The organism is Butyrivibrio sp. AE2005 (assembly GCF_000686965.1).
In the GTDB taxonomy this organism is placed as follows: domain Bacteria; phylum Bacillota; class Clostridia; order Lachnospirales; family Lachnospiraceae; genus Butyrivibrio; species Butyrivibrio hungatei_A.
Genome location: NZ_JMMD01000011.1, coordinates 81,953 through 107,749 on the forward strand (window position 1 = coordinate 81,953; position 25,797 = coordinate 107,749).

The window sequence follows — 25,797 nt, forward strand, 5'->3', positions numbered from 1 at the left end:
AATAGTATAAGAAAAAGAATAAAATGTAGGCGTCTCAATCAGAGCAATCAGGAACTTTTCCTGGTTGCTTTTTTATTTGCTTTTGCCAAATAAGCGTAACGTAAAAAATGTAAAATAAGCGAATGCGCCGTTCCGAGTTTTCGAGGTGTAATGGGGCTTGGGGCGTTACGCCCCAACAAGCAAAAAATGGCATTTGTCCCACAAATGCACTGCTTGCCACTTTTTTATAGCCCTCGTAGGGATTCTTGAGAAGCGGCGCCACTGCTGGGTTTAAAGGAGGTTTTGAATATATATATAATCAAGAAAAAGACAGCCAACCAAAAAATGAGTATTTTCGAAGACATAAAAGAGAATATTACAACTCGCCAGGTAGCAGAAAGATATGGAATTGCGATTAATCGTAATGGTATGTGCAGGTGTCCGTTCCATAATGATAGGATTCCCAGTATGAAGATTGATAAGAACTTCTACTGTTTTGGTTGCGGCGAAAAAGGTGATGCCATAGATTTTGTCTCAAAGCATTTTGGACTTAGTCCCAAAGATACTGCACTTAAAATTTGTGAAGACTTTGGTTTGAACGCAAGCACAAATTACCATGCTCCACCAAAATATACATCTCCTCCAAAATCAAACGAGCAGCTTTTTAGACGAATTGAAAAGCATTGCTATCTTGTTTTATGTGATTACCTGCATCTGTTAGAAAAATGGAAAACTGAATATGCTCCCAAGGATGAAAACCATGAATGGCATCCTTACTTTTGCGAAGCTCTGAAGGAAATAGATCTGATTGAGAATCTTCTGGATACAATTCTCTACGGAAATATTTCTGACAGAGCTTTTTTAATTACAAATTATGGAAGGTAATAGATATTGAAAGACGAATGGAACAGCTTAGATGAAAACACAAAGAAGGCTCTGCTTGATGTAGCAAGGCAATTGGAATCTACCAGTGATGAAGTTAACTGGTTTGATCAAAAAGCAAACAGAATTGATGAGGTGGAGTTCTGCTCATGGTTCATCAGAAGACATCCACTTAAATATGTTGGTGGAATCTTTTATGACATTGATGGAATTGTCAGCGAGGAAAAACTCAAAAAGGAAATAGTTGATATTCTGAAACCTTACATAAAAACCAACATAGTAAAAAAGGCTAAGCAGGTTCTTGATGCCATACGCTATGAGGTCCTTTGCGATTCAATGCCAAAACATATAGACAGGGTTCATTTTAAGAACGGAACCTATTTTATTGATGGTGGATTCATCCCTGAAAAGGAATTCTGTTCAAACCGCTTGCCTGTAAATTACAATCCAAATGCAAAAGAGCCTGTGAGGTGGCTTAAATTTCTTGATGAACTTCTTTTCCCTGAAGATATTGCTACTCTTCAAGAATTCATGGGATACATTTTTATCCCTACAACCAAATCCCAGGCAATGCTCCTTCTTGTAGGTAGCGGTGGTGAAGGCAAGTCCAGAGTCGGTTTTGTCTGCAGAAATCTCCTTGGAAATAACATGACTGTATGCAGCGTTAATACACTGGCGAGCAACAGATTTGCTTTGGCGGATCAGGAAGGCATGCTCCTTATGATTGATGATGATATGAAGATGGAGGCTCTTTCCGATACCGGCATTATTAAAGCTGTGGTTACCATGGAAGATAAGATGAACCTTGAACGTAAGGGTCAGCAGAGCTACCAGGGCTACCTAAACGTCAGGATAATGGCTTTTGGTAATGGCTCTCTTAGTTCTCTTTATGATAAGTCAGATGGATTCTACCGAAGACAGATAACTCTCCGGGTAAAAGAAAAATCTGAAAACAGGATTGATGACAGAAACCTTTCAGAAAAACTCACATCAGAAACAGAAGGAATTGCCATTTGGTGTCTGGAAGGATTAAAGAGGCTGATTGCCCATGAATTTCATTTCACAATAAGCGCGCGTACTGTTCAGAATCAAACAGAGCTTCGTAAGGATGAGGATAGCATCCTGGATTTCTTTGAATCAGAAGGATATATATCTTTCAAGGAAGAAGCCCTCTGTACAACAAAGGACTTGTATGAGGCCTATATGCTTTGGGCTAGCGAAAACCTTGTTAAGCCAAGATCTGAAAACTCATTTTCCAGAGAAGTCAAGCAACGTGCCTCTAAGCTTGGAATAACCTACCTCAAGAACGTATCCATAGATAGAAAAACAGCCAGAGTATACAAAGGCCTGTATGCCAATCATATCGTAGATAATGTGCCTTTTGAAAAGTTCAAAGGCGCATAAGGCATATAGGCACTGGTTTTTGAAGTTGCTCCTTATAGATCACAACAAAATATCTCAATCAAGTTGCAAATCATGCGCCTATGTGCCTAAGTCCAGTACGGACAAGGGCTACATAGGCTTTTTATATGCCTTTAAAAGTGCCTTATGGAGCCTGATATATGATTCAAAACGCAAAGGATACAACCCCAATTTCACAGCGTGATATCTTTGAGCAGATAAAAGTACTTAATTCCAAGAAGCTCCGATTGGAAACCGATGCCGACTATGCTACTATAAACTCAGTCGGTGTTGTTATTGAAGATTTGGAAAAACAGATTTTACAACTCAAGATCCAGGCAATTGAAAAAGAGCTTGGGAAAAAGATAACCACTGTCAAAAAGCCTAATAAAACTTTATATTTAGTGTCAATCACAAAGGATGGCAAGAGAAAGCAGATATCAGCAACTTCTGTAGAAGCATTATATCAGAAGGTCATTGGAAGAATGCTCCCTGTCGCAGATACATACAACAGTACTGTCTCTGTACAGGATGTATTTAATCTCTTTTCAGAGCATAACCACACTCCAATAGTTGATAATGATGGCTCAGTAACCTATCCGACCAGCACTGCAAGACGCAAGGATCAGTATTGGAATAAGTACTGGGCAGGGGATGTAATCTCCACTCTCCCCATACAGACTGTAATTTCCGGTGATATCATTGACGCCTTCAAAAGACTTACTGCAAGCAGGAAGTACAATGCAAGACAGATTGATCAAGCAAAAAGCGTCCTTAAGCAGACTTTTGACTATGCTATCTGGCAGAAGATAATAACTATCAATCCCGTTATTTCTCTTCCAAACAACATGTGTCCTAAGAAAGCCAAAAGCATGAATAAAAAGAAGGCAACTTCTAAAGACTGGCGCTGTAGCCTTGAGAATCACCTAAAAGCACTTCCTAAGCAGACAGTTTATTCACTTGCCATAAGATTCTGGCTTACATCTATGCAAAGAGTTGGTGAATGGCTTGCTATCACTTGGGATGATGTTGATTTCGAAAAAGAGACACTAACTATAAAGCACTCTTTATCTAAACGAGAAGTTGACGGAAAACTTGTCGTAGTTGATGATGAGCATTTAAAGGCTGATGAAGTGGCTAGAGAAATTCCGCTGACAGATAAAGCTAAAAACATCTTAAAAGAGCTTTATCTTATCAATGGTCAAAAGAAATACGTTTTTAATAGCAAAGGTAATCTTCCAATCAGCACAAACCGCGTTAATGAGCATATTAAGATGTATTGCAAAGATATTGGTATAGAGCCAATGTCGACTCATGCACAAAGACGCGGAGCAATTCAGGAAGCATATTCTATGCAAATGGGTGAAGATCAGATTAGGGTAACTGCAGGACATGCTGACAGTACAATGACCAGGTACTACAACAGGCAAAACAACCGAACACTGTCAAAAGAAAACCTTGAAACCCTTCTCGGATGATCAGGTCAAACATTTGGTCAAACAAATTCTAAAAAAGGCAAAAGAAAAAACCGCTCAACTGAGCGGTTTTAATCAATCGGAGTGACGTGATTCGAACACGCGGCCCCTACCTCCCTAAGATAGTGCTCTACCAACTGAGCCACACCCCGACGACGTTCTCCATTATATAACGCTGTTTTGAGAAAAGCAATAGGTTTTTTATTCTTTTTTATGTAAAAAGTCAATTCTCTTCCATAAAAGGATGAGTGCAATTATGCCAATCACGCATAAATACTGGGGTTGCTGCACATAACTATTGTCATAATTTACTTTTGCATTTGCTATAATCGGCATCTCTCTGTAAAGGAGCAAACTCGTACCTATTGCGTTTGTGTTTATGGATATTGTTTCAATTTCTTTATCTATATCTTCGAATAATTCGGTACTTCCCATGAAATCCGAGTATATAAAGTATTCACGATTTTCTTTTATGAGAGATAAAGGAATGTCGAGTTGAAAATCTATATTTTCGTAGAACATCTCAAGTTCTGACTGCTCCATATTCCCAAATGTTTTGTATACATCAAGATTCATGTATACACCTTCGGTAAGTCCTTCAAAGATTTTTCCGGGAAGTTCTGCAAAGTCAGATAACGGGCTGTCGGTAAGATCGCTGCTTAGCGGATCTTTCATTATCAGATTAAAAATGAGTTCGGCACTGCCACCTTCTGCTATCTGCTCTAATTCTTTTGGCGTAAAGCAGGAGTACAGTACTTGGTCGTAGTCTGTAAAACGAAAGTTTGGAGCATCCTGACCGATCCTACTTTCAGAATTAAGGATAATATTCACCGTGCCCAACTCATACGATATTTGAGTTGTTTCGTGCATAATACCTCCATTCACATCTTACGAAAAAGGGTATTAATATAATACTATACTCAGACAAAAACAAAGCTAAAAAAACTATTAAACCTTTTGCTTATAAAGATTAGTTTGATACAATTGAAAAATAAAACTGAATTGGGGAGTCAAGGGGAAAAAACATGAATACAATATTTGACGGAACACAGAAAGAAATAGGCAAAGGTGCACAGGCAAAAGTGGTTCTCTACCACGGATATGCATATAAAATCTATGATAAATCTTATCCGACTGAATGGATTGATTTTGAAAAAAAACAGCAAAAAGAAGTAAACATATCCGGCCTAAGCCCGGTAAGATACTATGATACAGAAGATGATCACATTGTAAAAATGGATTTTGTTGAAGGAGAAACATTAGAAACCAGGGCAAGAAAAAGAGATATTACCTGTATGGAAATCCTTTCCGATGCCTTTAGTTTTGTACACAGCAAAGATATTTCCGGGATAAATATGCCTCGTTTATCAGATACTGCAGGAATGAGCATTCCAGATCACGATAAAGAAATTGTTTTGCCAATTATAGAAAGGCTTTCAGCAAAACATAAATCCTGTGTCTGTCATTTAGATATGCATTTTTTGAACATAATGACCTCTGATGCCGGCAACAGTTTTACAATCATTGACTGGATTAACTCAAGAATCGCTCCTGCTGTGTTTGATTATGCCAGAACATATATAATCTTTGACGAATTCTCAAAAGAAGCCTTGGAGGCATTTAAAGCAACAATTCTTCCAACGATGTTGGAATCCGGCGTATCAGAACAAGATTTTTCTGACGCTGTTAAAGCAAGCAAAATACTTAGAGCTGCTGAAAAATAAACTTCAGCACCCTTAATACTCTTCCTCCGTCTCATCACCCTCTCTGATTATCCCAAGTATAGTCTCAGCGTTCTCTTTCGTGACTTTAACATAATCACTGCCGTAAAAATGAGCTACGTTCTGCTTCTTCATGTATGAAAGTATCGTTCCTGTCGTAAGGCGGGCCTGCTCGACATAGTTGTTGAATACGGTTCCGACAATTTTTCCTTCAAGGATTTTCTCGAGTGCGACTTCAAAAGCATCTGCACCGATAATGTAAACATCATCCCCCGCTACAAGGCCGGATTTGCTTACAGCTTCAAGAGCACCGATAGCCATCATGTCGTTATTACAGATAATCACCTCAGGCGAAGGATTTTCCTTAAGTGCCTCAGTAACAACATATTCCGCCACATTCTTATCCCAGTTGCCGTTGCCTTCAGCAAGCTTTTCAACATTCCATCCCGCTTTTTTTAGTGCGTCTATTGAATATCTTGTCCTAAAATAGGTATCCGCGTTGTTTTTTTCTCCTTTGACCATGATATATTGCAGAACACCGTCTCCATTCTTATCAATATTTTCAAAGCCGAGATCCATTATGATCTTTCCCTGAAAAGTTCCTGCCTGTCTTGCATCACAACCAATATAAGTAACGGGCATGCTTTCGCTTTCCCACCTTATCTCTTCGGCTGCATCGGGCTCACGATTAACATATACAAGCGGAACTCCGGCTTCCATCGCAAGATCCGTAACTTCAGCCGTCTTAGATGTATTAACCGGATTGACGACAAGAATATCAACACCCGAAGCAATAAGCTTTCTAAGCTGCAGCATCTGATATCCCTGGCTCACCGCAGAATTGACTACAGTGATGTTTTCTTCCTTAAAGCCCGCTTTCACAAGGTCTTTTATAAGCTCATCCTTAAATAAAGACATATATGTGTCGGATAACTTGTAAATAAATACTCCAACCCTCATATCGGCGGGAGTCATCTCCTTTTCTTCTGCTGAAGACGCCACGCTCGCAGCCGCTTCAGCTTCCGTCTCTTCGATATTTTTTTCAGAACATCCTGCAAGCAACGCAGTAATCAAAACAGAAACTGTCAATACTTCAAACAATTTCCTTCTCATTTCTTTTATTCCTCTCCATAAATATAAAGGTGCTGACTTAATTCAAGATCATGTCAGCACCTATCAAAAACTAAATTATGAATTATGATCATTCAACCGCAGTACTTCCGTCAGAATAGGTAATAACCCAGTAACCCTTTCCGGTTCCGCAATCTTCATGGTAAGCCTTATCTACAATTGTAAGCTCTGCACCGCCACCACACTCTTCATCGCATGATGAACTGCATGCCAAAGCGGAAATATCATATTTCTCCTTAAGTTCCTCAAGTGTCAACTTCTCTTCCGTCGGTTTTTCGTTCTTTTTGGTAACACTTACGGTTGATGCCTTTACAACAGGAGGCGTCGTTTCTTCCGCGACAGCCGTCGTCAAAAAGTCTTTGTATTCCGGTACTGCCACACACAAAATGATGTTGAATACAATGACGCAAGCCATCAATCCCATAAATACCAATGTTGTTGCTGCTACTTTTTTCATTACTTAAAAATCCCCTCAAAAAAATAATAATTTACGGGCTAACCCGCGCCCGCGCGGTATAAAAAAGCACTTAGCCTTTTTTACTGATAAAATACAGTCCAGGACGATGATTTCTCAATAGGCCCCGCAGGATATTTGTCATAAGTCTGCTTGTAATATCCGCTTCCCTTTGCATCCTGCATCTCTGTATCAAAAATATACCAGTTGTCGCCGATTTTTACTTCCGTCCATGCATGTGGCGTTCTTCCTCCACTTGCAGCCGCTACCGTTCCGCTGCACACCTTTGCCTCATACCCCAGCCCCCTGGCTATATAAGCAAACGCCGCCGCATATTTATAGCAGTTTCCCTTTCCGGTAAAAAGAATCCGGCACGCGTAATCGCTCGTCCAATCTCCTACCGGAACTTTCATTTCCCTTTCATAGGAAACCTCGTTTATGAAGTAATTAAAACATCTTTCAAGCTGCCTGCTCTGCGTCATCGTGCCATCTGTACACGCTTCGACAACAGAAGCCGTAAGTCTCATTATCTCACTTTTGGGCTCGGTCAGATTTCCTTTTTTATCCTTCCACCTGATACCGTACTGCGTATGAACAAAATGTTCTCCAGGCACCTTGTCCTCAGTAAGATTCTCGCCTTCCTGTCCATTAACAGCATCTATTATCTGATTCTTCAGCTCCGTCCCCACTCCAAGAAGCGCATTTTCGCCTATCGAAGTAACGCTTGCCGGAATCCTTGCACTTGTAAGCGCCGGTGGGAAGCACAACAGAACCGTTTTATTCTTGTTGTAAAGGCAGTCACTAAATGACGAATAATAAGGATTCTTCTCGCTGACAGTAACTGATTTTAGTTTAAAAAGCCCTTTAAACGCGTCCGATGTAATGGACTGTACATCACTTCCTATATGAACTGTTGTAATTTCCGGATTCTTGCTAAAAGTAAGCGCATTTATCTCAGTAGTTCCCGAAGCTCCCGAATTTATGGTCGTTCCGACCGCTACCGCAAAAGAAACTATAAATGCCGCGACTTTCTTAGCTCTCCGCATCATGTTCTCATTCATTACTTTTCCTTCTTTGGCTTTTCTGTTGCCACTTCAAATTTATATCTTATCTTAGAATACGAAACAACATCTTTTGCATCGCCGCCCTCATTGGGATGCTTTCCGTATCCTGCTGTTGCGGCAATTCCGTCTCCATAGCCCTCTTTTCCGTCGACAATAACCTGGCACCACTGATCTTCCCATGAATTTATATTCTTATGAACCCATGATATCCCCAGATAATCAAGGATAAGTCCAAGCGCTCTTGTCGCTCCCGCGCATGAATACTCGCCTCCGATAAAGACTCCGTATGCCGTGCGGTACATCTTACCCTTTGTGGTATATGTACCAAGATCACAGTATGCTTTGACTATTCCTGCAGCATATGCAACCTTCTCAACGTCTTTAATAGCCTTTTTTTTGGATGACTTAGACTTTGACGATCCCGAAGAACCGGATGATGCCGATGTATTTCCTGCATCTGCGGCATTTTCAATAGCTTCGGCAATCTGCTTTGCAATATTTCTGGCCTGTATTTCCTGATCGTATGTCATTCCACCGTTATCATGCTTTGTCTTTGGAATGACGATAACATCCTTTTCTCCTGTGGGAACAACAAACTCCGTGCTGTCTCCTATAAGTTTATTGGCAACTCTGCCCTCTTTTTTACCAAAAATAACCCAGTGCTCAACAAGTTTATCCGGATTTGCGCCAAAAGCATTTCTCAGATCCGCATAGTTCAGATAATAATACAACGGATTATATTCCGCCTTATAATCAACTCCGTTATATACGGTAGTTGCCTTTGAAAACGCGGTATACGGATCATCAACGGCAAAAGTCTCTACAGTTGCCACTCCCGAAAAATAAACTCCCATAAAAACAGCCGCCGAAAGAAGCGCTGAAACAGCTTTTATTCCTAAGTTTTTCATAATCTATCATCATCCTCCGGATAGTATATGTATTCAGTATATAAATTTTATCGACTTATTTTACAAAAAGTTTAGGATTATGATATTATAATTCGTAATATTAAAATTTGGAATATTTATATTTGAAATACAGGAGTAATCATATATGCGCAAGAGAGGTATCTCTGCGGTAGTTCCCGCTGTGTTGATCGCAGTTATGACTATTGCGGAATGTTTCTGTTCCTCTGTTCCGACGCACGCAAAAGAAGACAATACCGACCTTCAGAGCAACATTGCAAGCACCGGAAGAACTTCTTTAGACAATACACAGAGAAAAGAAGTAATACTTGAACAGGATGACAAACAAAATGATGAACCGACCTACGTTGCTGAGACATCCATTGATAATTCATCAATAAATCCCCAAAAAGAACCATATAATAAACCGGCAGACCAGCCGATTAAAGAATCCAATCAAACAGATTTGCCGAAGGAACTGCCAAAATTAGTTGAAGTGGATCCATTTCCGGTCGAAGAATATGAAGAAGTTGAAGAAGCTACTAAAGAACCGCCGAAATGCAGGGTAACCTTCCGTATTCTCGATAGTTCAGAAGGCGAAATTGACAGTTCAACCGCATATTCTACTACAGGCAACAGCTATATAGCCGAGATACAATTGGACGATGCCATCGAAGAGGGCACAAACACCCAATTTACCTCTTCCATTTCAGATAGCGGCAACAAAATAAATGGTATAACCCTGCAAAATAGTATAGCCTCTTCACTGCTCCGCTATCCTACTGCAGAAGAATTCGGCAAAGGCTTTGCTTTTGATCCCGCCACGCAGTATATTGCCTGGTATGTCATTGACGCAACCTACTCCAATGACATCTATGTAGACGGCGTAATAAGGAAACGAAGCATTCCAATAGAAAAAGATCCGCCTGTAAAAGCAGATCCTGAGATAATTCCAAACGGTCCCGTTCCGGATGTTACCATCAATATCGAGACCGCATGTAACACCCCGGCATTTGAATATGACGGCAAAGACCACTACATCGGCGGTTTCAACATAACGGTAAAAGACAACAATTCAGCCACAAATTATGTAACATCTTTTTTCGATGCACTCGGTAATTTATTAAAACAAGAAGTCCATGCAGGAGAAAACGGTTCAGGTACTTATTTCGAACACAACGGCATCCGTTATTGGGTAAATATTGATGCCGCTTATGTTGTTGCCAAGCAGATCGCGACTTATAAGATTCCTTTTATATTTGACAATAAGGAAATCGCACCTGAAGATATTGTTGTAAAAGTTGTTGATGACGCAGGAAATGTGATATCATCCATTCCATCATCCCGGATTACAAAAAAAGCTCCTTCATCAGATCAGTTAAAAGTCACATCCAGAAAGATCACCATCGAAGCGGGAACAACCGTGCAGAACTATTCAGGACAGACTATAACAAACAAAAATGTTGAGATCACATCAGGTTCACTTCTTAAAGGCCACAGTCTCGTAGATGTTGTCATCAACGGAAGTCAGAGCGGCATAGGCTCATCTGTAAACGAGATCACAAGCTACAGGATTGTCGACGAATACGGCAATGATGTGACCAAATACTACAACGTAGAATGTGTAAACGGTCGGCTAGTCCTTGTCGATGGTCATAACAGCAAAAAAAGTGGCAATTCAGGCGATGACAATGCTCCTGTCACAACAGGTATAAAAGAAAAGGCTCTTCCTAAAAAAGCGGTTATAATAGGCGGAAAAGCAATGGAAAAGACAAGCTCCGAAAACAATAAGATTCTCGGAGTCAGCAGAATTGCAAGAATGTCAAAAACATTTGATGAATCAAACATAAATCTAAGATTATTGATCATCTTGTTAGCGACAGGAACAGCAATCTACCTGTCACAAATAAAGGTAAAAGAATAAGAGAAAAAACAAGGCTTAGTAGTGGCAGAAAATACCACGGCTAAGCCTTTTCTTTGTTTTTAAATATAGTTCATCGCATCTGCAACGGATGAAACGCCCACAATATTTATACTCTTTGCACTCTTTTTAAGCTTACTTTCAAGAGCCTTTGGAACTATGCATGTCTTAAATCCAAGTTTCTCCGCTTCCTGAACTCTTGAATCAGCCATATTTACCGATCTTACTTCACCCGAAAGTCCAACCTCTCCAAAAGCAATGACATCGTCACCTATAGGCTTGTTCTTAAAACTTGAGATGATCGCCATACAGATTCCAAGGTCAAGTGAAGGCTCCGCAAGCTTCATTCCGCCCGCAAGATTTACATATGCATCATATTCTCCCATCTGAAGCCCAACTCTTTTCTCCAAAACAGCCATAAGAAGATTAACCCTGTTATAATCCGTTCCGTTAGCCTGACGCCTCGGAAATCCAAAATTGCTCCTGCATACGAGCGCCTGAATCTCAATAAGTATAGGTCTCGTTCCTTCTACAGAACATGTAACGATAGAACCACTGGCATTTTCGGGCTTTCCCTCAAGCATAAACTCAGAAGGATTGGTAACTTCAGCAAGGCCTTTCTCCTGCATCTCAAAAACGCCTATCTCATTTGTTGAACCGAAACGGTTTTTGACTGCACGAAGGATCCTGTATGATGCATGCCTGTCACCCTCAAAATAAAGAACGGTATCAACCATATGCTCAAGTACTCTCGGTCCCGCAACCTGTCCTTCCTTGGTCACATGTCCGACTATGAATACGGTAATATTAAGACTCTTGGCAATCCTCAGAAGCACGGCTGTAGATTCTCTTACCTGTGAAACACTTCCGGGTGCCGATGTCACGGAATCGCTGAACATCGTCTGTATCGAATCGATTATCACAACTTCAGGCTTTGCCCTGTTTATTGTTTCTTCAATATTCTCAAGATTGGTCTCGCACATAAACTTCAACGTTTCGGAAAAATCTCCTATTCTGTTGGCGCGAAGCTTTATCTGCCTAAGCGATTCCTCGCCTGAAATATAAAGAACGTCCTTCTTATCTCCCGAAAGATTGCCCGCAACCTGAAGAAGAAGTGTTGACTTGCCTATTCCCGGATCTCCGCCCACAAGAATAAGTGAGCCCCTTACAAGGCCGCCTCCAAGCACTCTGTTAAGTTCGTTTATATGCGTATCAGCCCTCTCCTCATCTTTCATTTCTATCTCAGAAAGAGATTTTGGACTGCTGTATTCTCCTCTTATCTGCCCTGCCGATGTGATTCCCTGCTTTTTGGACGCCGGCTTCACAGTCTCTTCCACAAAGGTATTCCATTCTTTACATCCGGGACACTGTCCCATCCATTTGGACGATTCATAGCCGCAGTTCTGGCAGTAAAAAACAGTCTTTATCTTTGTTGCCATATTCTTTCGCACCTTTCTCCTCAAACAAACTCTACTCAAAAAGGGCTCTTCGAATATCATCGAAAAGCCCTTCTTATACTTTTTTACTTCTCAACTTTTACGCTTATAGCGCCATTTCCCGATAACTCAACACTCAGATTAAGTTTACCTCCGAGGTTAGTGCTCATCTTGCCGATGCTGTTACCGTTTACACAAACACTGTACTCTGTATTTTCAAGAAGTCCGAGTGTGATCTGTGCGTCGTTTTCGCCTTCCACACTAAACTCAACTCCTCCTTCTGTCTCTTTAAAGCCTAAAACTGCAGTGCCCGGAACGGATTCATATACGAAATTATCGTTACACTCAAGCTTTGTAATGTCCTTAAAGGTCTTTACTTTAAATACATCTCCGTTGTGTTCAAAGTTTTCTAGTTTTTTCTTTTCATTAAGCTCATAGTTACCGAAGCTGATGCTTCCATCACTCTCGGCACGTATCAACTGCTCTACGACAGCCATAATAACCCTCCTGAGATTTGGTGCTAATAATAGTTATAATTATTATAATTCATATCCATCTAATTATAAACTTAAAATTCACTTATTTTTTTGACGTCTTTTTGGCACTTTTTATACTTTTCTTGGAAGCAGGCTTCTTTGTAGTCACAGAAGTCTTTGTTTTAAGCGCCTTTCCGGGCTTGGTTGTCTTTACAGCGACCTTCTTTACTGAAGTTTTCTTACCATCTGCGGAAACAAATACGATTTTCTTGTCTTTTAAAGATACCGTAACATCGCTTCCTGCCTTGATATTGCCCTTTAGAAGCTCTTCTGCCATCGCATCCTCAATAGCTGACTGAATAGCCCTCTTAAGAGGTCTTGCACCCATTTTGGCGTCAGAATGCTTCTCAATAAGGAATTTCTTTACCGCAGGTGAAATAGTGAGATTGATATTCAACTGCTCCTTACATCTCTTGCTGAGATTGCGTGAAAGAAGCGAAACAATATCCATCATCTCTTTTTCCGTAAGGGTATGGAATACCTGTATTTCATCAATACGGTTGATAAACTCCGGCTTAAAGAGTCTCTTTACTTCCTCCATAACTCCGGACTTCATATCTTCATAGTCCTTCTTGGCATCATCTCCCGCACCAAATCCAAGCTTCTTGGGATCCACGATCTTCTGGGCTCCCACATTGGATGTCATAATAAGGATGGTATTCTTAAAGCTTACCTTGCGTCCCTTTGAATCAGTGATATGACCATCATCAAGTACCTGTAAAAGTACATTGAAAATATCGGGATGTGCCTTTTCAATCTCATCAAATAAGATTACAGAATACGGATGTCTTCTTACTTTCTCACTGAGCTGTCCACCCTCATCATATCCTACATATCCCGGAGGTGATCCGATCATCTTTGATACTGAATGCCCTTCCATATACTCGGACATATCAACTCTGATAAGCGCATTTTCATCGCCAAACATAGCTTCCGCAAGAGCTTTCGAAAGCTCAGTCTTACCTACACCTGTAGGTCCAAGGAACAAGAATGAACCAATCGGTCTGTTGGGATCCTGAAGTCCTACTCTTCCTCTTCTGATTGCCTTTGAAATAGCCTTAACGGCTTCTTCCTGGCCTATAACTCTCTTATGAAGAACAGATTCAAGCTTAAGAAGCTTCTCCGATTCCTTCTCGGCTATCTTTTTAACCGGAATTCTTGTCCACTGGGCAACAACTTCCGCAATATCATTCTCATTTACAACAAGGCCCGTAGAAAGCTCTTTTTTCTTATCTGCATTCTTAGCCCTGTTATACTTGGCAATAAGCTTCTTCTGCTCATTGTTAAGCTGTCCGGCAAGATCGAAATCATCCTTTTTAAGTGCTTCCTCAATCTTAAGATCGTATTCCGCAATACCATTCTCAATCTCTTTGATCTTAGGCGATATTCCAACTGTATGAAGTCTTACCGCAGAAGCAGCCTCATCGATAAGATCGATAGCCTTATCGGGAAGATTTCTGTCATTTATATATCTCTCAGACAATTCAACGGCAGCCTTAAGCGCTTCGGGAGTAATGGTTACCCTGTGATGCTCCTCATACTTGCTTACTACACCTTTCAAGATTTCTTCCGTCTCTTCCTTGGTAGGTTCTTCTACATTGACGGGCTGGAAGCGCCTCTCAAGTGCTGCATCCTTCTCAACATATTTGCGATACTCAGTGATAGTTGTTGCGCCTATCATCTGAATCTCACCTCTTGCAAGAGACGGCTTAAGAATATTGGACGCGTCTATAGCCCCCTCTGCTCCGCCGGCTCCGATAAGTGTATGCATCTCATCAACAAAAAGAATTATGTTTCCGTCATCAATGACTTCTTTGATGACCTTCTTAATTCTTTCCTCAAATTCACCTCTGTACTTAGATCCCGCGATCATACCGGACAGATCCAGAGTCACCAATCTCTTATCCTGTACTGTAAAAGGCACATTTCCGGAAACTATTCGCTGTGCAAGAGCTTCAACTACAGCCGTCTTGCCGACACCGGGTTCACCTATGAGGCAGGGGTTATTCTTGGTCCTACGGCTTAATATCTGAATAACTCTTTGTATTTCCCTTTCTCTTCCGATTACGGGATCAAGTTTTTTCTCGCGTGCCAGCGCAGTCATATCCCTGCTGTACTGAGCAAGGATAGATCCCCTTCTTCCCCCTCTGGGATTAACCTTTCTTCCAAGGTCTTCTTTTACAAGATTTGGATCCTCTCCCATTGCAGCCAAAGTTTCTGCATATATCTTCTGCACAGGCACATTAAGTGTGCTGATAAGTCTTACAGCAACATTTTCTCCCTCTTTGATCAGGGCCAAAAGAATATGCTCTGTTCCGGTCTTATCTGCCTTAAAGCGCTCTGACATGATATGTGAATCCTCAAGAACCTTCTCGGCTCTAGGAGAAAAACCGTCTCTGTCAAGAGTCCTTACGCTGCTTCCGGGAACAATAAGATCCTTTATCATGTCCATCATTCTGGCTTCATCTATGCCGTTATCGATAAGGATTCTGGAAGCAACGCTTCCGTCCTCAAGGATAAGTCCCATAAGAATGTGCTCGGTTCCAACATAGTTAAGTTTAAGATTTCTTGCTGTTTTCTTGGCGAGTCTGAGTGCATCCTCGGCCATGACAGTGAACTGATCATTCATATCCCATCTATCCTTTCGTAATTATCATAAAGCTTATCTACAAGTTCATGTATTTCGTCTCGATCTATTCCCTTACAAATTGCTCTTGCAAGAACAACCGCCAGCTCTGACTGAGCCTCCTGAAGCGCCTGAAGCCTGTTGATATCAATGGCAATTATCGCACCGCGTCTTCTGTCTATCTTCACAAAGCCTTCTCTCTGCAAGATTGAATATGCTTTGTTGACGGTATGCATATTGATACCAATAGTTTCCGCAAGCTGCCTCACACTTGGAAGCTGTTCTCCCTCACGAAATTGAGACGTAGCTATGCCCAAAATGATCTGATTACAAAGCTGAATATAAATAGCTTCATCACTGTTAAAATCAATTTCTATGATCATCTCCGCCTCCTATTGCATACTTGTGATACATTTAGTATAACACGTGATACAGATTCGTCAAATTATTGAATGAAAAAAGCCGAAAAAAAGACGCATTCCTTCGGAAAAACCGCAGGTCTGCGTCTTATATAATCTTATTCTTTTAATACCTATTATCTGTCATCATCATCAAGGTCAAGGAATTCGAACTCGAAGTCATCGTCATCTCCAAGGAAATTCTTTGCTCTTCTTGATGAAGGCTCTTCCTTTTCAACTTCCTCAGATCTCATACGTCTTTCTGAAGGCTGTCTCTCTTCGTATCTTGAATCTCCGTACATCGAATCGTCATCTCTTCTTGAAGGTCTTACTGTTCTTTCCTCAACACTTCTTGAAGGACGCTCTTCAACCTGATCGTCAGCTCTTCTTCTCATAGGTCTCTCACCTCTTGAAGGTCTCGCAACTCTTTCATCGTCATCAGGAGTTACTGTTCTTCTTGAAGGTCTCTCTTGTGTCTCTTCGGCTGCCGCTCTTCTGGGAGATACTCTTCTGCTTTCACGAGGTTCATCCTCATCATCTTCTCTTGAACGTCTTCTCTTAGGTCTTACATCCTCTTCAGAGTCATCTCTCATCTTCTCTCTTGCAGCCCCGCGAGAACGTTTCTTGGAAGGAGCCGAATAACGATCATATTCGTCTTCCTCCTCGTCTACATCTTCGTCTTCTTCGTCCTCTTCTTCATCATAATAAGCTGCGTCTCTGAGTCTGATTCCGAGAATAATAGCTAAAACGAGCAATACAACGGCAAGTGAGCCGACTGCAATTATAACCTTTTTAAATACTGCCAGTTTATCATGGAATTCCTTAGCCTGTTTTGCAAGTTTAACAATCTGAGGAATCTGCATCTTCTGAGGCTTCTCTGCATCTGAGAAATCAGTAAGATACCATATATCATTTTCATATGAAATAGTATACTGTCCGTCTCCGGCCTCTGTGGGAGCAGTAGGCTCTGAACCACTCTGCATATCAGAATCTTCTGACGAATCATCGCCTGTTTCATCTCCGGCGTCTTCAATACCCATAACATCATCCACAGCGGCAAGATCCGCTATTACATCCGGGCTTCCGTCATCTGACGGAGCATCCGTCTGCTCTGATTTAACAGATTTTGATGCTACAACCGGAGTCTCAGAAACAAGATCGCTTCTTACAAATCCTTTGGAGCCGTTTTCTCCGAAAGATATTTCATACCATTTCTTTCCGTCAGCTCCTTTTGTCTCACCGGTAATTGTTACTATATCACCTTTTTTTACTTTTCCTACGGCATCTTTATCAGTGCCCGCGCCCTGTCTGACAGTTCCGTTTTCAGCCAAAACTTCTACAGATTTCTGATCAACAGCCGTTGTACCTGAACCGCCTGTGGAATTCCCTGATGATTCAGATCCGCCTGATTTGCTGACAAGATCGTTTCTTATATATCCGGTTTCATCGCCTTTAACTTTGATCTTGTACCATATTGTTCCGGATTCATCTGTCTCCTCACCGAGAATGTCGACCGTAGCACCTTTTTTTACACTTGATACCTGATCTGACGATGTGCTTGCCGACTTCCTCACCTTTACATTATCAGATGTTACAGTTCCGGTTGTCGTCGTAAATGCATGCGCACCAATCCCGAAGCCGATAAAAACTGCTAATGACAATGCTAGAGAAAGTATAGTGTTTCTTATTATCTTTTCCATCGTATTCTTCATACAGCCTCCTTTTCAACTTAGGATTTGTGCCATTATACTGCAGGCACTTTTGCAGATCGTATTACTTCTTTGCTTCATCTATCGCTTTACCTATATCGTGGCGCATATACTTGTTATCAAAGCTTACCCACTCTGTTGCTTCGTAAGCCTTCGCGCGAGCTTCTTCCAAGGTGTCTCCCTTTGCAGTGATACCAAGAACTCTTCCTCCGTTGGTAACTATGCCCTCCGGAGTTTCTTTTGTTCCCGCATGGAAACAATAATATCCGTCTTTGCCCTTGAAGTTCTCAAGTCCTGTAATAAGTTTGCCCTTTTCATAGCTTACCGGATATCCTTCACTTGCAAGAACAACGCATACAGCTGCCTTATCCTCAAATTCAAGATCGATCTGATCAAGCTTACCATCGATACATGCATTAAATACGTCTATGATATCTGTCTTAAGTCTGGGGAGAACAACCTGCGCCTCGGGATCTCCAAATCTCGCATTGTACTCAAGAACTTTAGGACCATCCTGTGTGAGCATGAGTCCGAAGAATATTACTCCCTTGAACTCTCTTCCCTCACTTGCCATAGCCTCCACAGTTCTGCTGTAGATATTTTCACGGCAGAATTTATCTACTTCTTCCGTGTAGAAAGGACTGGGTGAGAAATTGCCCATTCCTCCCGTATTGAGTCCGGTGTCTCCGTCTCCCGCTCTCTTATGATCCTGAGCTGAAGACATGAGCTTTATTGTCTTTCCGTCTACAAAAGACAATACGGATACTTCTCTACCTGTCATAAATTCTTCGATAACCATGTGATTTCCGGCATCTCCGAATTTCTTATCCTCCATGATCTCTTTTACGCCATCCTTAGCTTCGTCAAGACTGTTGCAGATAAGAACGCCCTTGCCGAGCGCAAGTCCGTCAGCCTTAAGAACAATGGGGAATTTAGCAGTTTCGAGATACTTAAGAGCATCTGCGGCATTATCAAATGTCTCATAAGCAGCTGTGGGAATATTGTATTTCTTCATAAGGTCTTTTGAAAAAGCCTTACTTCCTTCAAGTATTGCCGCATTCTTTCTGGGGCCGAAAACTCTGAGTCCCTCTGCTTCGAATGCATCTACGATTCCGCCAACAAGCGGATCGTCCATTCCGATAACCGTAAGATCTATCTCTTTCTCTTTTGCAAAAGAAACAAGCTTATCAAATTCCATAGGTGTAATCGGCACACACTCAGCAAGTTCGGCAATTCCGCCGTTTCCCGGAGCACAATATATTTTTGATACCTGAGGGCTTCTGGAAACAGCCTCAGCAATGGCATGTTCTCTTCCGCCTCCGCCAACTATTAAAACCTTCATGAAAAAATCTTCTCCTCTTCGTATCCTTCAACAATAACTTTGTGATCTTCTACTCTGACTTTGCCATTGGCTATAAGGTCTATCGCCATAGGCATAATTTTCCACTCCGCCTGCTCCATAATACGTTTCTGAAGCACTTCCGGAGTATCATCCTGCCTGATCATAACAGGCTTCTGCAATATTATCGGTCCGGTATCCGTTCCCTCGTCAACAAAATGAACCGTTGCACCGGATACTCTTACGCCTCTCTTAAGCACCTGCTCATGTACCTTAAGTCCATAAAACCCGGTACCGCAAAATGCCGGTATAAGCGAAGGATGAATATTTATTATCTTGTTGGGGAATGCCTTAACAACGCACTCCGGAATAACAACAAGACATCCTGCCAAAACAATAAGATCCGGATTCGCATCCTGTAAGATCTTAAGCAGGGCTTTATTAAACTCATCTCTGCTGTCAAATTCCTTTGGGCTCTTAACCGCATAGGGAATACCCGCTTTCTTGGCTCTCTCGATCGCATAAGCATTTGGATTGTTGCTGTATACAAGCGAGATCTCTGTATTTGTTATAGAGCCGTCAGCTATTCCGTCGATTATTGCCTGAAGATTTGTTCCGCCACCGGAAACCATAACCGCTATCTTCATACGAGTTCTACACCCTTCTCACCTGCAACTGCCTTACCTACTACCCAAGCCTTGTCTCCGGCTAAAGCAATAGCATTCATTGCAGCATCTACATCACTTGGATCAACGGCAAGAACCATTCCAAGTCCCATATTATATGTGTTGTACATCATCTGCTCTTCAATTCCGCCCTTTTCCTGCATAAGCTTGAAGATAGGAGGAATATCATAGCTGTTCTTCTCAATTACAGCCTTGATTCCGTCAGGAAGCATTCTGGGCACATTCTCATAGAATCCGCCACCTGTGATATGGCTGCATCCCTTAACCTTAACACCGGCATTCTTGATTGCCTTCATCATCTTTACATAGATTCTTGTAGGTGTAAGAAGTGTCTCACCGAGAGTAGCACCGAGCTCATCATAATATGTCTCAAGACTCTCTTTTGTCATATCAAATACTTTTCTTACAAGTGAAAAACCGTTACTGTGAACGCCGCTTGAAGCAACACCGATAAGAACGTCTCCGTCCTTTATTGTGCTTCCGTCGATCATATCTTTTCTGTCAACAACGCCAACCGCAAATCCTGCAACGTCATACTCATCCTCAGGCATAAGTCCGGGATGTTCTGCCGTCTCACCACCGATAAGTGCGGCATCAGACTGCTTACAGCCTTCAGCAACGCCCTTAACTATTGCTGCGATCTTCTCGGGAATATTCTTTCCGCATGCGATGTAATCAAGGAAGAATAAAGGCTCTCCGCCTGCACATGCAACGTCGTTTACACACATTGCAACCGCATCGATACCGATCGTATCATGCTTGTCAAGAAGAAACGCAAGCTTTATCTTTGTTCCGACTCCGTCTGTTCCGGACAAAAGAACCGGATCTTCCATATCCTTTATCTTGCTAAGTGAAAAAGCTCCCGAAAAACCACCGAGACCACCAAGTACTTCAGGTCTGAATGTATCTTTTACATAACCTTTTATAAGTTCAACAGACTTATAGCCTGCTTCAATGTCAACGCCTGCCTTTTTGTAATCCAATGCCATAATATTTAACTCCTCGCATTTTGCCTGTTTATATTCCAATCAATAGTTCTTGTATCCGACTTCCTGAAGTCTTGCGTCCTTGGCAACAACTCCGTCCTTAAGTGATGCAGTGTACTTCTTAAGTTTTTCAAGAAGCTCCGCATCTCCCGTTGCCAGAATCTTTGCAGCAAGAATACCTGCATTTGCTCCACCGTTGATAGCTACTGTAGCAACAGGAATACCTGTAGGCATCTGAACTATACTGTATAATGAATCACGGCCTCCCAAAGAAGTTGTGTGCATAGGGATTCCTATTACGGGCATGGGAAAGATTGCAGCGCACATTCCGGGAAGATGTGCTGCCATTCCTGCTCCGGCGATAATTACTTTAAATCCCTTTTCCTCTGCAGTCTTCGCATATTCAAAAAATTCATCCGGTTCTCTATGAGCGGATATTATCCTCATATCGTATTCGATTCCGAGCTCCTCCAGAATATCTGCAGCTTTTGCCATAACGGGCATATCTGAATCACTACCCATTACTATTCCAACTTTTGCCATGTTTTCCTCCATTTTTCTGCTTCAACATTTAGCCACTTGTATCATAGCACAACACAATATATTGTGCCACTTTTTTATTCAACCAATGGTTTTTTTTCTTACATCCAATGGTTTATTTTATTCATCCAAAGGCTTATTTAATTCCTCCGTGCCGGGAAGCACGAATCTGCCGTTTTCTATGATAGTTATGCCGGTTCCGTCCTCTCTTACGGCTCTGATCTCACCGAGTTCATCGTACGGAATCGTTATATCTGTATGGCAGCTGAAATATGCCTTATCAGGATCTGTTTTTCTCTTTGAGGAAATCTCATTTTCCTTGGCTATATGCCTCTTTCCGTCAAAGTTAAATGTGTCATTGTCCTCTTCATAGGAATAACACGTATCACCTACCGCAAAATGCGGTCCCGTCTTCTCTGCAATCAATATATCGAGTTTGTCCGCAATATTAAATTTCCTTGCAAACGTGTATGCCGTCGTATTTGTTCCGATGGCAAACTCTCCGATCGGCAGAGTATCGTGATTATACAGGATATTTTGCTTTATATAGTTTTTGTTGTCTTCCTCAGTTATAAAATTTGCACAATTGTAATCTTCGATGCATCCGTCCTTAAATTTAATCACGAGGTCTTTAAAGTAAAGTCCCATGAGATAAACGCCCGAAACGTGCAGTATTCCTGATGTTCCGGCAAGTACGGGGGATGTAAACACTTCTCCGACAGGAATATTTACATCGGCAACACAGTTCTCAAAATTTGTTTCCTTCTCTTTGTCTTTTATCTCATGAAGCATAACCTTGATATCTGTGCGATTATCGCCCATTCCCTTGACTGTCACGTACTTCGCTTCATCAAGAGCATCTATGATCTTCTTCTGAATATTCTGATAAAGATTGTAATCAAGCGTGTTTATCTTGACCGTCTCGTCAAAGATGGCCTCGTACTGCTCTCCTATATCGGGGACAGGGAAAGAAATGATCGTAAAGCTTCTCTCTTTTCCTATAATATATTCATTCTGGATAAGTGACGCCTGAATCTTATAACCGCTAAGGAGCTTACTCTGCTCGTCGCTAAGATGAATTGCTTCCTTCTTCTGTTCGGGTGAAAAAGGTACTTCGCCGAATCCTTCAAGTACAGCGGGACCTCCGTAGAGTTTTGCTTCCTTCTTGTACTTTTCACCTGCTGCCCTTACAGCCTCAAGTCGTCTGTTTACAAGAGCCGCATCAAGGAACAATCCGTCATCATCCTTGTGGTCATAATCAAACTGCTTGTTTGGAATTGCGCCGTGACAAGCATTTCTTCTGGCACTTCCGCCCATATAGAAATTACTTGGAATAAAACGATAGATTCCGGATTTAAGACCGATCTTCTCAAAATTCAAAACAGCTTTTTTGATAATTCTCTCAAATCCCAAAATATAAATTACAGAAGCGGTGCTTTTAATGCTGATATCCTTGCCTGTTGCGGCAAAGCCAATGCGATATCCTTCCGTAAAAGTGGTTGCTATCTTATCGATCTCTTCCTCGGACATCTCGATAAGATGCTGCGCGGTCTTTATCTCGTTGTCTGAAATATACTCTCCGAATTTATAGAGGTATCTTATATCAGTCAAGTCGCTGTTCATTATGATATCCCTGAAATAGTCTCTTTCGGGGTTAACTATCTGAGCGAATCTGACCATTCTCTCTTCCTCAGCATAATCACTGTAGAACCAGTACATTATCTGTCTGACGTCCTCATACTCAGGAAGTTTGCCATCAGCGGAAGCCTGCACGAATGCTCCGTATACTTCAAGAAAGAGCTCCGTTCTGATCACAATCTCATACTTCTGAAGTTCAAAAGCATTAGCAATCATGGATCTGAGCTCAAAATAAAGAGATGACAAGATCTTTCCGAATGTTTCTCCGAGTCTGTCACATGCATATACCGGATTACCGTAGCTCTTATCATAGTTTTCGGGAAGAATGTCGCTGTAGAGCTTTTTGTTTCTTGTCTTAAGCTCTTCCAGAGAATCATTGTCTTTTCCGCCGTTTTCAGACCATTTATAGGTCTCGTCTATCATGAGAATAAAGTCTTTTACCGCATGAAAATAATCATCAAATTCTTTATTCTCCAAATGCTCATCGGAAATGCCCGATACCCTCTCCATCGCAAGGGCATATCTCTCATCGGTGACATCATTTCCGACGCTAAATTCAAATACTGCTTCGTTTTCAGTCATTGTCCTATTCCTTTCGTTCCTCGAATCACATAAATCCCAATACCAGAATAAAAATGATAAAGAGAACCGCGATCAGGTTAAGAATAATCCCAAGATTAGGGAACAATTTAAATATATCTTTTTCCATTCGGGACATGATTCCGAGAGCGAGTCCCAAACATGAAAATATCGCCGCAACAAATGCCGCTGCGGCGTATCGCATAAAAGCCTGCCCTCCGTTCCTGTATGAAAAGAGTACCACTGCCACCAATGATACATCTGACAGGAGTCCGAGTATGGTAGACATTATTCCTTTTTCGGGATGCCTGTTATCGGTAAAAACGTACTTTTCCCTAAAATGGCTAAGTTTATTAAGAATCTTTATCTTTTTTAAATTGAGTTTCTTCATATCTACCGGTTGTCTGTTATGTCTTTAAATAATCACATTTTTGCGACTGCCAAGAAGTTTTGCTCCGCATATAATAAGCAAGATTCCGGCAGTTATTCCGACTACAAGTGAAACCACTCCCAATGCTATATTCATGGCTCCTGTGCCACCAAGCACCTTGTATGTATGTTCTTCCATAAATGTACCTCCGTAGCGGTTTCACCGCAGTAAACTGTTATCAGTCTTTCTTAGCGCCGTACTCAGCGTAATACTCATCGATTGCCTTCTTGATATCCTTTGTAAGGATTACCTCTCCGTCAATCTGTCTGTTATAAAGATAGCTTACAACGTCTTCCATTGTAACGATCGCGTGCGCACTAAAGCCATATCTTTCCTTGATTTCGTCAAGAGCGCTCATCTCGCTCTCCAAGCCCTTTTCCTGTCTGTTCAAAGATACCATAAGGCCTACGATATCACAATCAGCCTGTGCCTGGATGATAGGAACAGTCTCTTCGATTGACTTTCCAGATGTTGTAACATCTTCAATTATAAGGACTCTGTCTCCGTCACGAAGCTTTGTTCCAAGAAGGATTCCCTTATCTCCGTGATCCTTGACTTCTTTTCTGTTTGAACAATATCTTATTTCTCTTCCGTAGAGCTCACTGATTGCCATACATGTTGCAACAGTAAGCGGAATTCCCTTATATGCAGGTCCGAAGAGAACGTCAAATTCAAGTCCGAATGTATCGTGAATTGCTCTTGCATAGTAGTTACCGAGCTTCTTAAGCTGTGAACCTGTTACATATGCTCCCGCATTCATAAAAAAAGGAGATTTACGACCACTCTTAAGAGTAAACTCTCCAAACTTAAGGACATTGCTGTCTACCATAAATTCAATGAACTCTTCCTTATATCTTTCCATAACTCATAAACTCCTTTTTATTTCGTTTTTACTCAGAAAAAATATCCAAGCCCAATCCTCTGACAAAGTATTATAACATCTAACTTTAATATCTACAATTAATATATTAAAGTAAGAAATCACACTTCGTTTATCAGAGTTTGACCATGGATATCTTTATTATTTATTCAGCGAGCGCACCTGCGATGTCCGCCTTCATATCAAGGACTGCCGCCCTTGCAGCTTCTCCGACCTTTCCGTCACCAAACTGCTTGTAATTGTCGCTCTTCCATGCTGCTATGATTCCTCTCGAAGAATTTACGATTGCTCCGAGTCCGTCTTTATTAAAGAAGTTAACAAGGTCTTTTCCCTTACCGCCCTGTGCTCCGTATCCGGGAACAAGGATGTAATTGTGAGGCATGATCTCTCTGAGCACCTTGCCCATCTCGGGATATGTTGCTCCGACTACGGCACCCACATTGCTGTATGAACCGTCTGTCGACTCTTCGCCCCACTCTCTTATCTTAGCGCCTACTATCTCATAGAGAGGCTTTCCGTCGATAAGTCTGTCCTGGAACTCTCCGCTTGAAGGATTTGATGTCTTTGCAAGAACGAAGATTCCCTTGTCTTCCTTATTACAAATATCTATGAAAGGCTTAACTCCGTCAGATCCAAGATAAGGATTTACTGTTACGAAGTCTTCGTCAAAGCCCTTAAATACTTTATCGCCAACCTTAACGCCGCCAAGGTGACCAACTGCATAAGACTGGGCTGTTGAACCTATATCGCCTCTCTTTATATCGCCGATAACGATAAGGCCCTTTTCTTTACAATAATCTACAGTTTTCTTAAATGCGATAAGACCGGGAATTCCAATCTCCTCGTACATTGCTATCTGTGGCTTTACAGCAGGAACAACATCATATACGTTATCAATGATTTCTTTGTTGAACTGCCAGAACGCCTCCGCAACTCCCTCAAGGTTCTCACCCTTTTCCTCAAAGCATCTTTTCTTTATTGCTTCGGGTACAAAATCAAGCTTGGGATCGAGTCCCACAACAATAGGCGCACCTGTGTTTACAATCTTGTCAATAAGTTTTGAAATCATATAACTGTTCCT

24 protein-coding genes and 1 tRNA gene are annotated in these 25,797 nt (G+C 41.5%); 5 read left to right on the plus strand and 20 right to left on the minus strand.

Annotated features, from left to right (window positions below; all coding sequences use genetic code 11):
* The first annotated feature begins 324 nt into the window (after positions 1-324).
* The 3 genes from DL92_RS18890 (at position 325) to DL92_RS0109700 (ending at position 3,740) form a co-directional block, all read left to right on the plus strand.
* Complete coding sequence (locus tag DL92_RS18890; RefSeq protein ID WP_034468910.1) at positions 325-864, plus strand: CHC2 zinc finger domain-containing protein; 540 nt, start codon at positions 325-327, stop codon at positions 862-864.
* A 6-nt stretch (positions 865-870) separates the two neighbouring features.
* Complete coding sequence (locus DL92_RS18895) at positions 871-2,265, plus strand: DNA primase family protein (RefSeq protein WP_242845849.1); 1,395 nt, start codon at positions 871-873, stop codon at positions 2,263-2,265.
* A 158-nt stretch (positions 2,266-2,423) separates the two neighbouring features.
* Complete coding sequence (locus tag DL92_RS0109700) at positions 2,424-3,740, plus strand: tyrosine-type recombinase/integrase (RefSeq protein WP_026667541.1); 1,317 nt, start codon at positions 2,424-2,426, stop codon at positions 3,738-3,740.
* A 76-nt stretch (positions 3,741-3,816) separates the two neighbouring features.
* On the opposite strand, the gene DL92_RS0109705 is transcribed toward DL92_RS0109700, so the two are convergent.
* Both DL92_RS0109705 and DL92_RS0109710 read right to left on the minus strand, forming a co-directional pair.
* Positions 3,817-3,889, minus strand: a tRNA-Pro gene (locus tag DL92_RS0109705).
* A gap of 49 nt (positions 3,890-3,938) precedes the next feature.
* Positions 3,939-4,607, minus strand: coding sequence for a hypothetical protein (locus tag DL92_RS0109710; protein WP_026667542.1), 669 nt, complete (start codon positions 4,605-4,607; stop codon positions 3,939-3,941).
* Between the two features lie 155 nt (positions 4,608-4,762).
* On the opposite strand from DL92_RS0109710, the gene DL92_RS0109715 reads away from it, so the two are divergent.
* A complete protein-coding gene (locus DL92_RS0109715) occupies positions 4,763-5,461 on the plus strand; it encodes a phosphotransferase (RefSeq protein WP_026667543.1) in 699 nt (232 codons plus the stop codon).
* Positions 5,462-5,473: 12 nt separating this feature from the next.
* On the opposite strand, the gene DL92_RS0109720 is transcribed toward DL92_RS0109715, so the two are convergent.
* The 4 genes from DL92_RS0109720 to DL92_RS20285 form a co-directional block, all read right to left on the minus strand.
* The gene (locus DL92_RS0109720) at positions 5,474-6,571 is read right to left on the minus strand and encodes a substrate-binding domain-containing protein (RefSeq protein WP_026667544.1); all 1,098 of its coding nucleotides are present in this window, start codon (positions 6,569-6,571) and stop codon (positions 5,474-5,476) included.
* An 88-nt stretch (positions 6,572-6,659) separates the two neighbouring features.
* Positions 6,660-7,046: a hypothetical protein gene (locus DL92_RS0109725; protein WP_026667545.1), complete on the minus strand. Its 387-nt coding sequence runs from the start codon at positions 7,044-7,046 to the stop codon at positions 6,660-6,662.
* Between the two features lie 80 nt (positions 7,047-7,126).
* On the minus strand, positions 7,127-8,104 hold the full coding sequence (locus DL92_RS0109730; RefSeq protein WP_026667546.1) for a transglutaminase domain-containing protein: 978 nt from the start codon (positions 8,102-8,104) through the stop codon (positions 7,127-7,129).
* On the minus strand, positions 8,104-9,015 hold the full coding sequence (locus DL92_RS20285; protein ID WP_051625290.1) for a hypothetical protein: 912 nt from the start codon (positions 9,013-9,015) through the stop codon (positions 8,104-8,106). The genes DL92_RS0109730 and DL92_RS20285 overlap by 1 nt, the downstream gene beginning before the upstream one ends.
* Before the next feature lie 145 nt (positions 9,016-9,160).
* On the opposite strand from DL92_RS20285, the gene DL92_RS0109740 reads away from it, so the two are divergent.
* A complete protein-coding gene (locus DL92_RS0109740) occupies positions 9,161-10,936 on the plus strand; it encodes a hypothetical protein (RefSeq protein ID WP_026667547.1) in 1,776 nt (591 codons plus the stop codon).
* A 59-nt stretch (positions 10,937-10,995) separates the two neighbouring features.
* On the opposite strand, the gene radA is transcribed toward DL92_RS0109740, so the two are convergent.
* From radA to pyrF, 14 genes are all read right to left on the minus strand, one after another.
* Positions 10,996-12,372, minus strand: a complete 1,377-nt coding sequence (radA, locus tag DL92_RS0109745; protein WP_026667548.1) for a DNA repair protein RadA — start codon at positions 12,370-12,372, stop codon at positions 10,996-10,998.
* A gap of 83 nt (positions 12,373-12,455) precedes the next feature.
* The gene (locus DL92_RS0109750) at positions 12,456-12,866 is read right to left on the minus strand and encodes a hypothetical protein (RefSeq protein ID WP_026655380.1); all 411 of its coding nucleotides are present in this window, start codon (positions 12,864-12,866) and stop codon (positions 12,456-12,458) included.
* A gap of 82 nt (positions 12,867-12,948) precedes the next feature.
* On the minus strand, positions 12,949-15,534 hold the full coding sequence (locus DL92_RS0109755; RefSeq protein WP_026655382.1) for an ATP-dependent Clp protease ATP-binding subunit: 2,586 nt from the start codon (positions 15,532-15,534) through the stop codon (positions 12,949-12,951).
* Positions 15,531-15,914 (minus strand): GntR family transcriptional regulator, encoded by a 384-nt coding sequence (locus DL92_RS0109760; protein WP_026655383.1) that lies wholly within the window; start codon positions 15,912-15,914, stop codon positions 15,531-15,533. Before DL92_RS0109760 ends, DL92_RS0109755 begins: the two co-directional genes overlap by 4 nt.
* 152 nt (positions 15,915-16,066) lie before the next feature.
* Positions 16,067-17,641 carry an SH3 domain-containing protein gene (locus DL92_RS20290; RefSeq protein ID WP_026667549.1) on the minus strand — a complete coding sequence of 525 codons (1,575 nt, stop codon included), beginning with the start codon at positions 17,639-17,641 and terminating at the stop codon, positions 16,067-16,069.
* 61 nt (positions 17,642-17,702) lie between these two features.
* Entirely contained in the window at positions 17,703-18,980 is a 1,278-nt protein-coding gene (purD, locus tag DL92_RS0109770) for a phosphoribosylamine--glycine ligase (RefSeq protein WP_026655385.1), read from the minus strand.
* On the minus strand, positions 18,977-19,624 hold the full coding sequence (gene purN, locus DL92_RS0109775) for a phosphoribosylglycinamide formyltransferase (RefSeq protein ID WP_026655386.1): 648 nt from the start codon (positions 19,622-19,624) through the stop codon (positions 18,977-18,979). The genes purD and purN overlap by 4 nt, the downstream gene beginning before the upstream one ends.
* A complete protein-coding gene (gene purM / locus DL92_RS0109780; RefSeq protein ID WP_026667550.1) occupies positions 19,621-20,646 on the minus strand; it encodes a phosphoribosylformylglycinamidine cyclo-ligase in 1,026 nt (341 codons plus the stop codon). The genes purN and purM overlap by 4 nt, the downstream gene beginning before the upstream one ends.
* 45 nt (positions 20,647-20,691) lie before the next feature.
* Entirely contained in the window at positions 20,692-21,192 is a 501-nt protein-coding gene (purE, locus tag DL92_RS0109785) for a 5-(carboxyamino)imidazole ribonucleotide mutase (RefSeq protein ID WP_026655389.1), read from the minus strand.
* 117 nt (positions 21,193-21,309) lie between these two features.
* Positions 21,310-23,409: an aminopeptidase gene (locus DL92_RS0109790; RefSeq protein ID WP_026667551.1), complete on the minus strand. Its 2,100-nt coding sequence runs from the start codon at positions 23,407-23,409 to the stop codon at positions 21,310-21,312.
* Between the two features lie 25 nt (positions 23,410-23,434).
* Positions 23,435-23,797 carry a DUF6142 family protein gene (locus tag DL92_RS0109795; RefSeq protein ID WP_051199124.1) on the minus strand — a complete coding sequence of 121 codons (363 nt, stop codon included), beginning with the start codon at positions 23,795-23,797 and terminating at the stop codon, positions 23,435-23,437.
* Between the two features lie 24 nt (positions 23,798-23,821).
* Positions 23,822-23,974 (minus strand): hypothetical protein, encoded by a 153-nt coding sequence (locus DL92_RS21255; RefSeq protein ID WP_026655392.1) that lies wholly within the window; start codon positions 23,972-23,974, stop codon positions 23,822-23,824.
* Positions 23,975-24,014: 40 nt separating this feature from the next.
* Positions 24,015-24,698 (minus strand): orotate phosphoribosyltransferase, encoded by a 684-nt coding sequence (gene pyrE, locus DL92_RS0109805; protein ID WP_026667552.1) that lies wholly within the window; start codon positions 24,696-24,698, stop codon positions 24,015-24,017.
* 163 nt (positions 24,699-24,861) lie between these two features.
* Positions 24,862-25,785, minus strand: coding sequence for an orotidine-5'-phosphate decarboxylase (pyrF, locus tag DL92_RS0109810; RefSeq protein WP_026667553.1), 924 nt, complete (start codon positions 25,783-25,785; stop codon positions 24,862-24,864).
* Between the last annotated feature and the right edge of the window lie 12 nt (positions 25,786-25,797).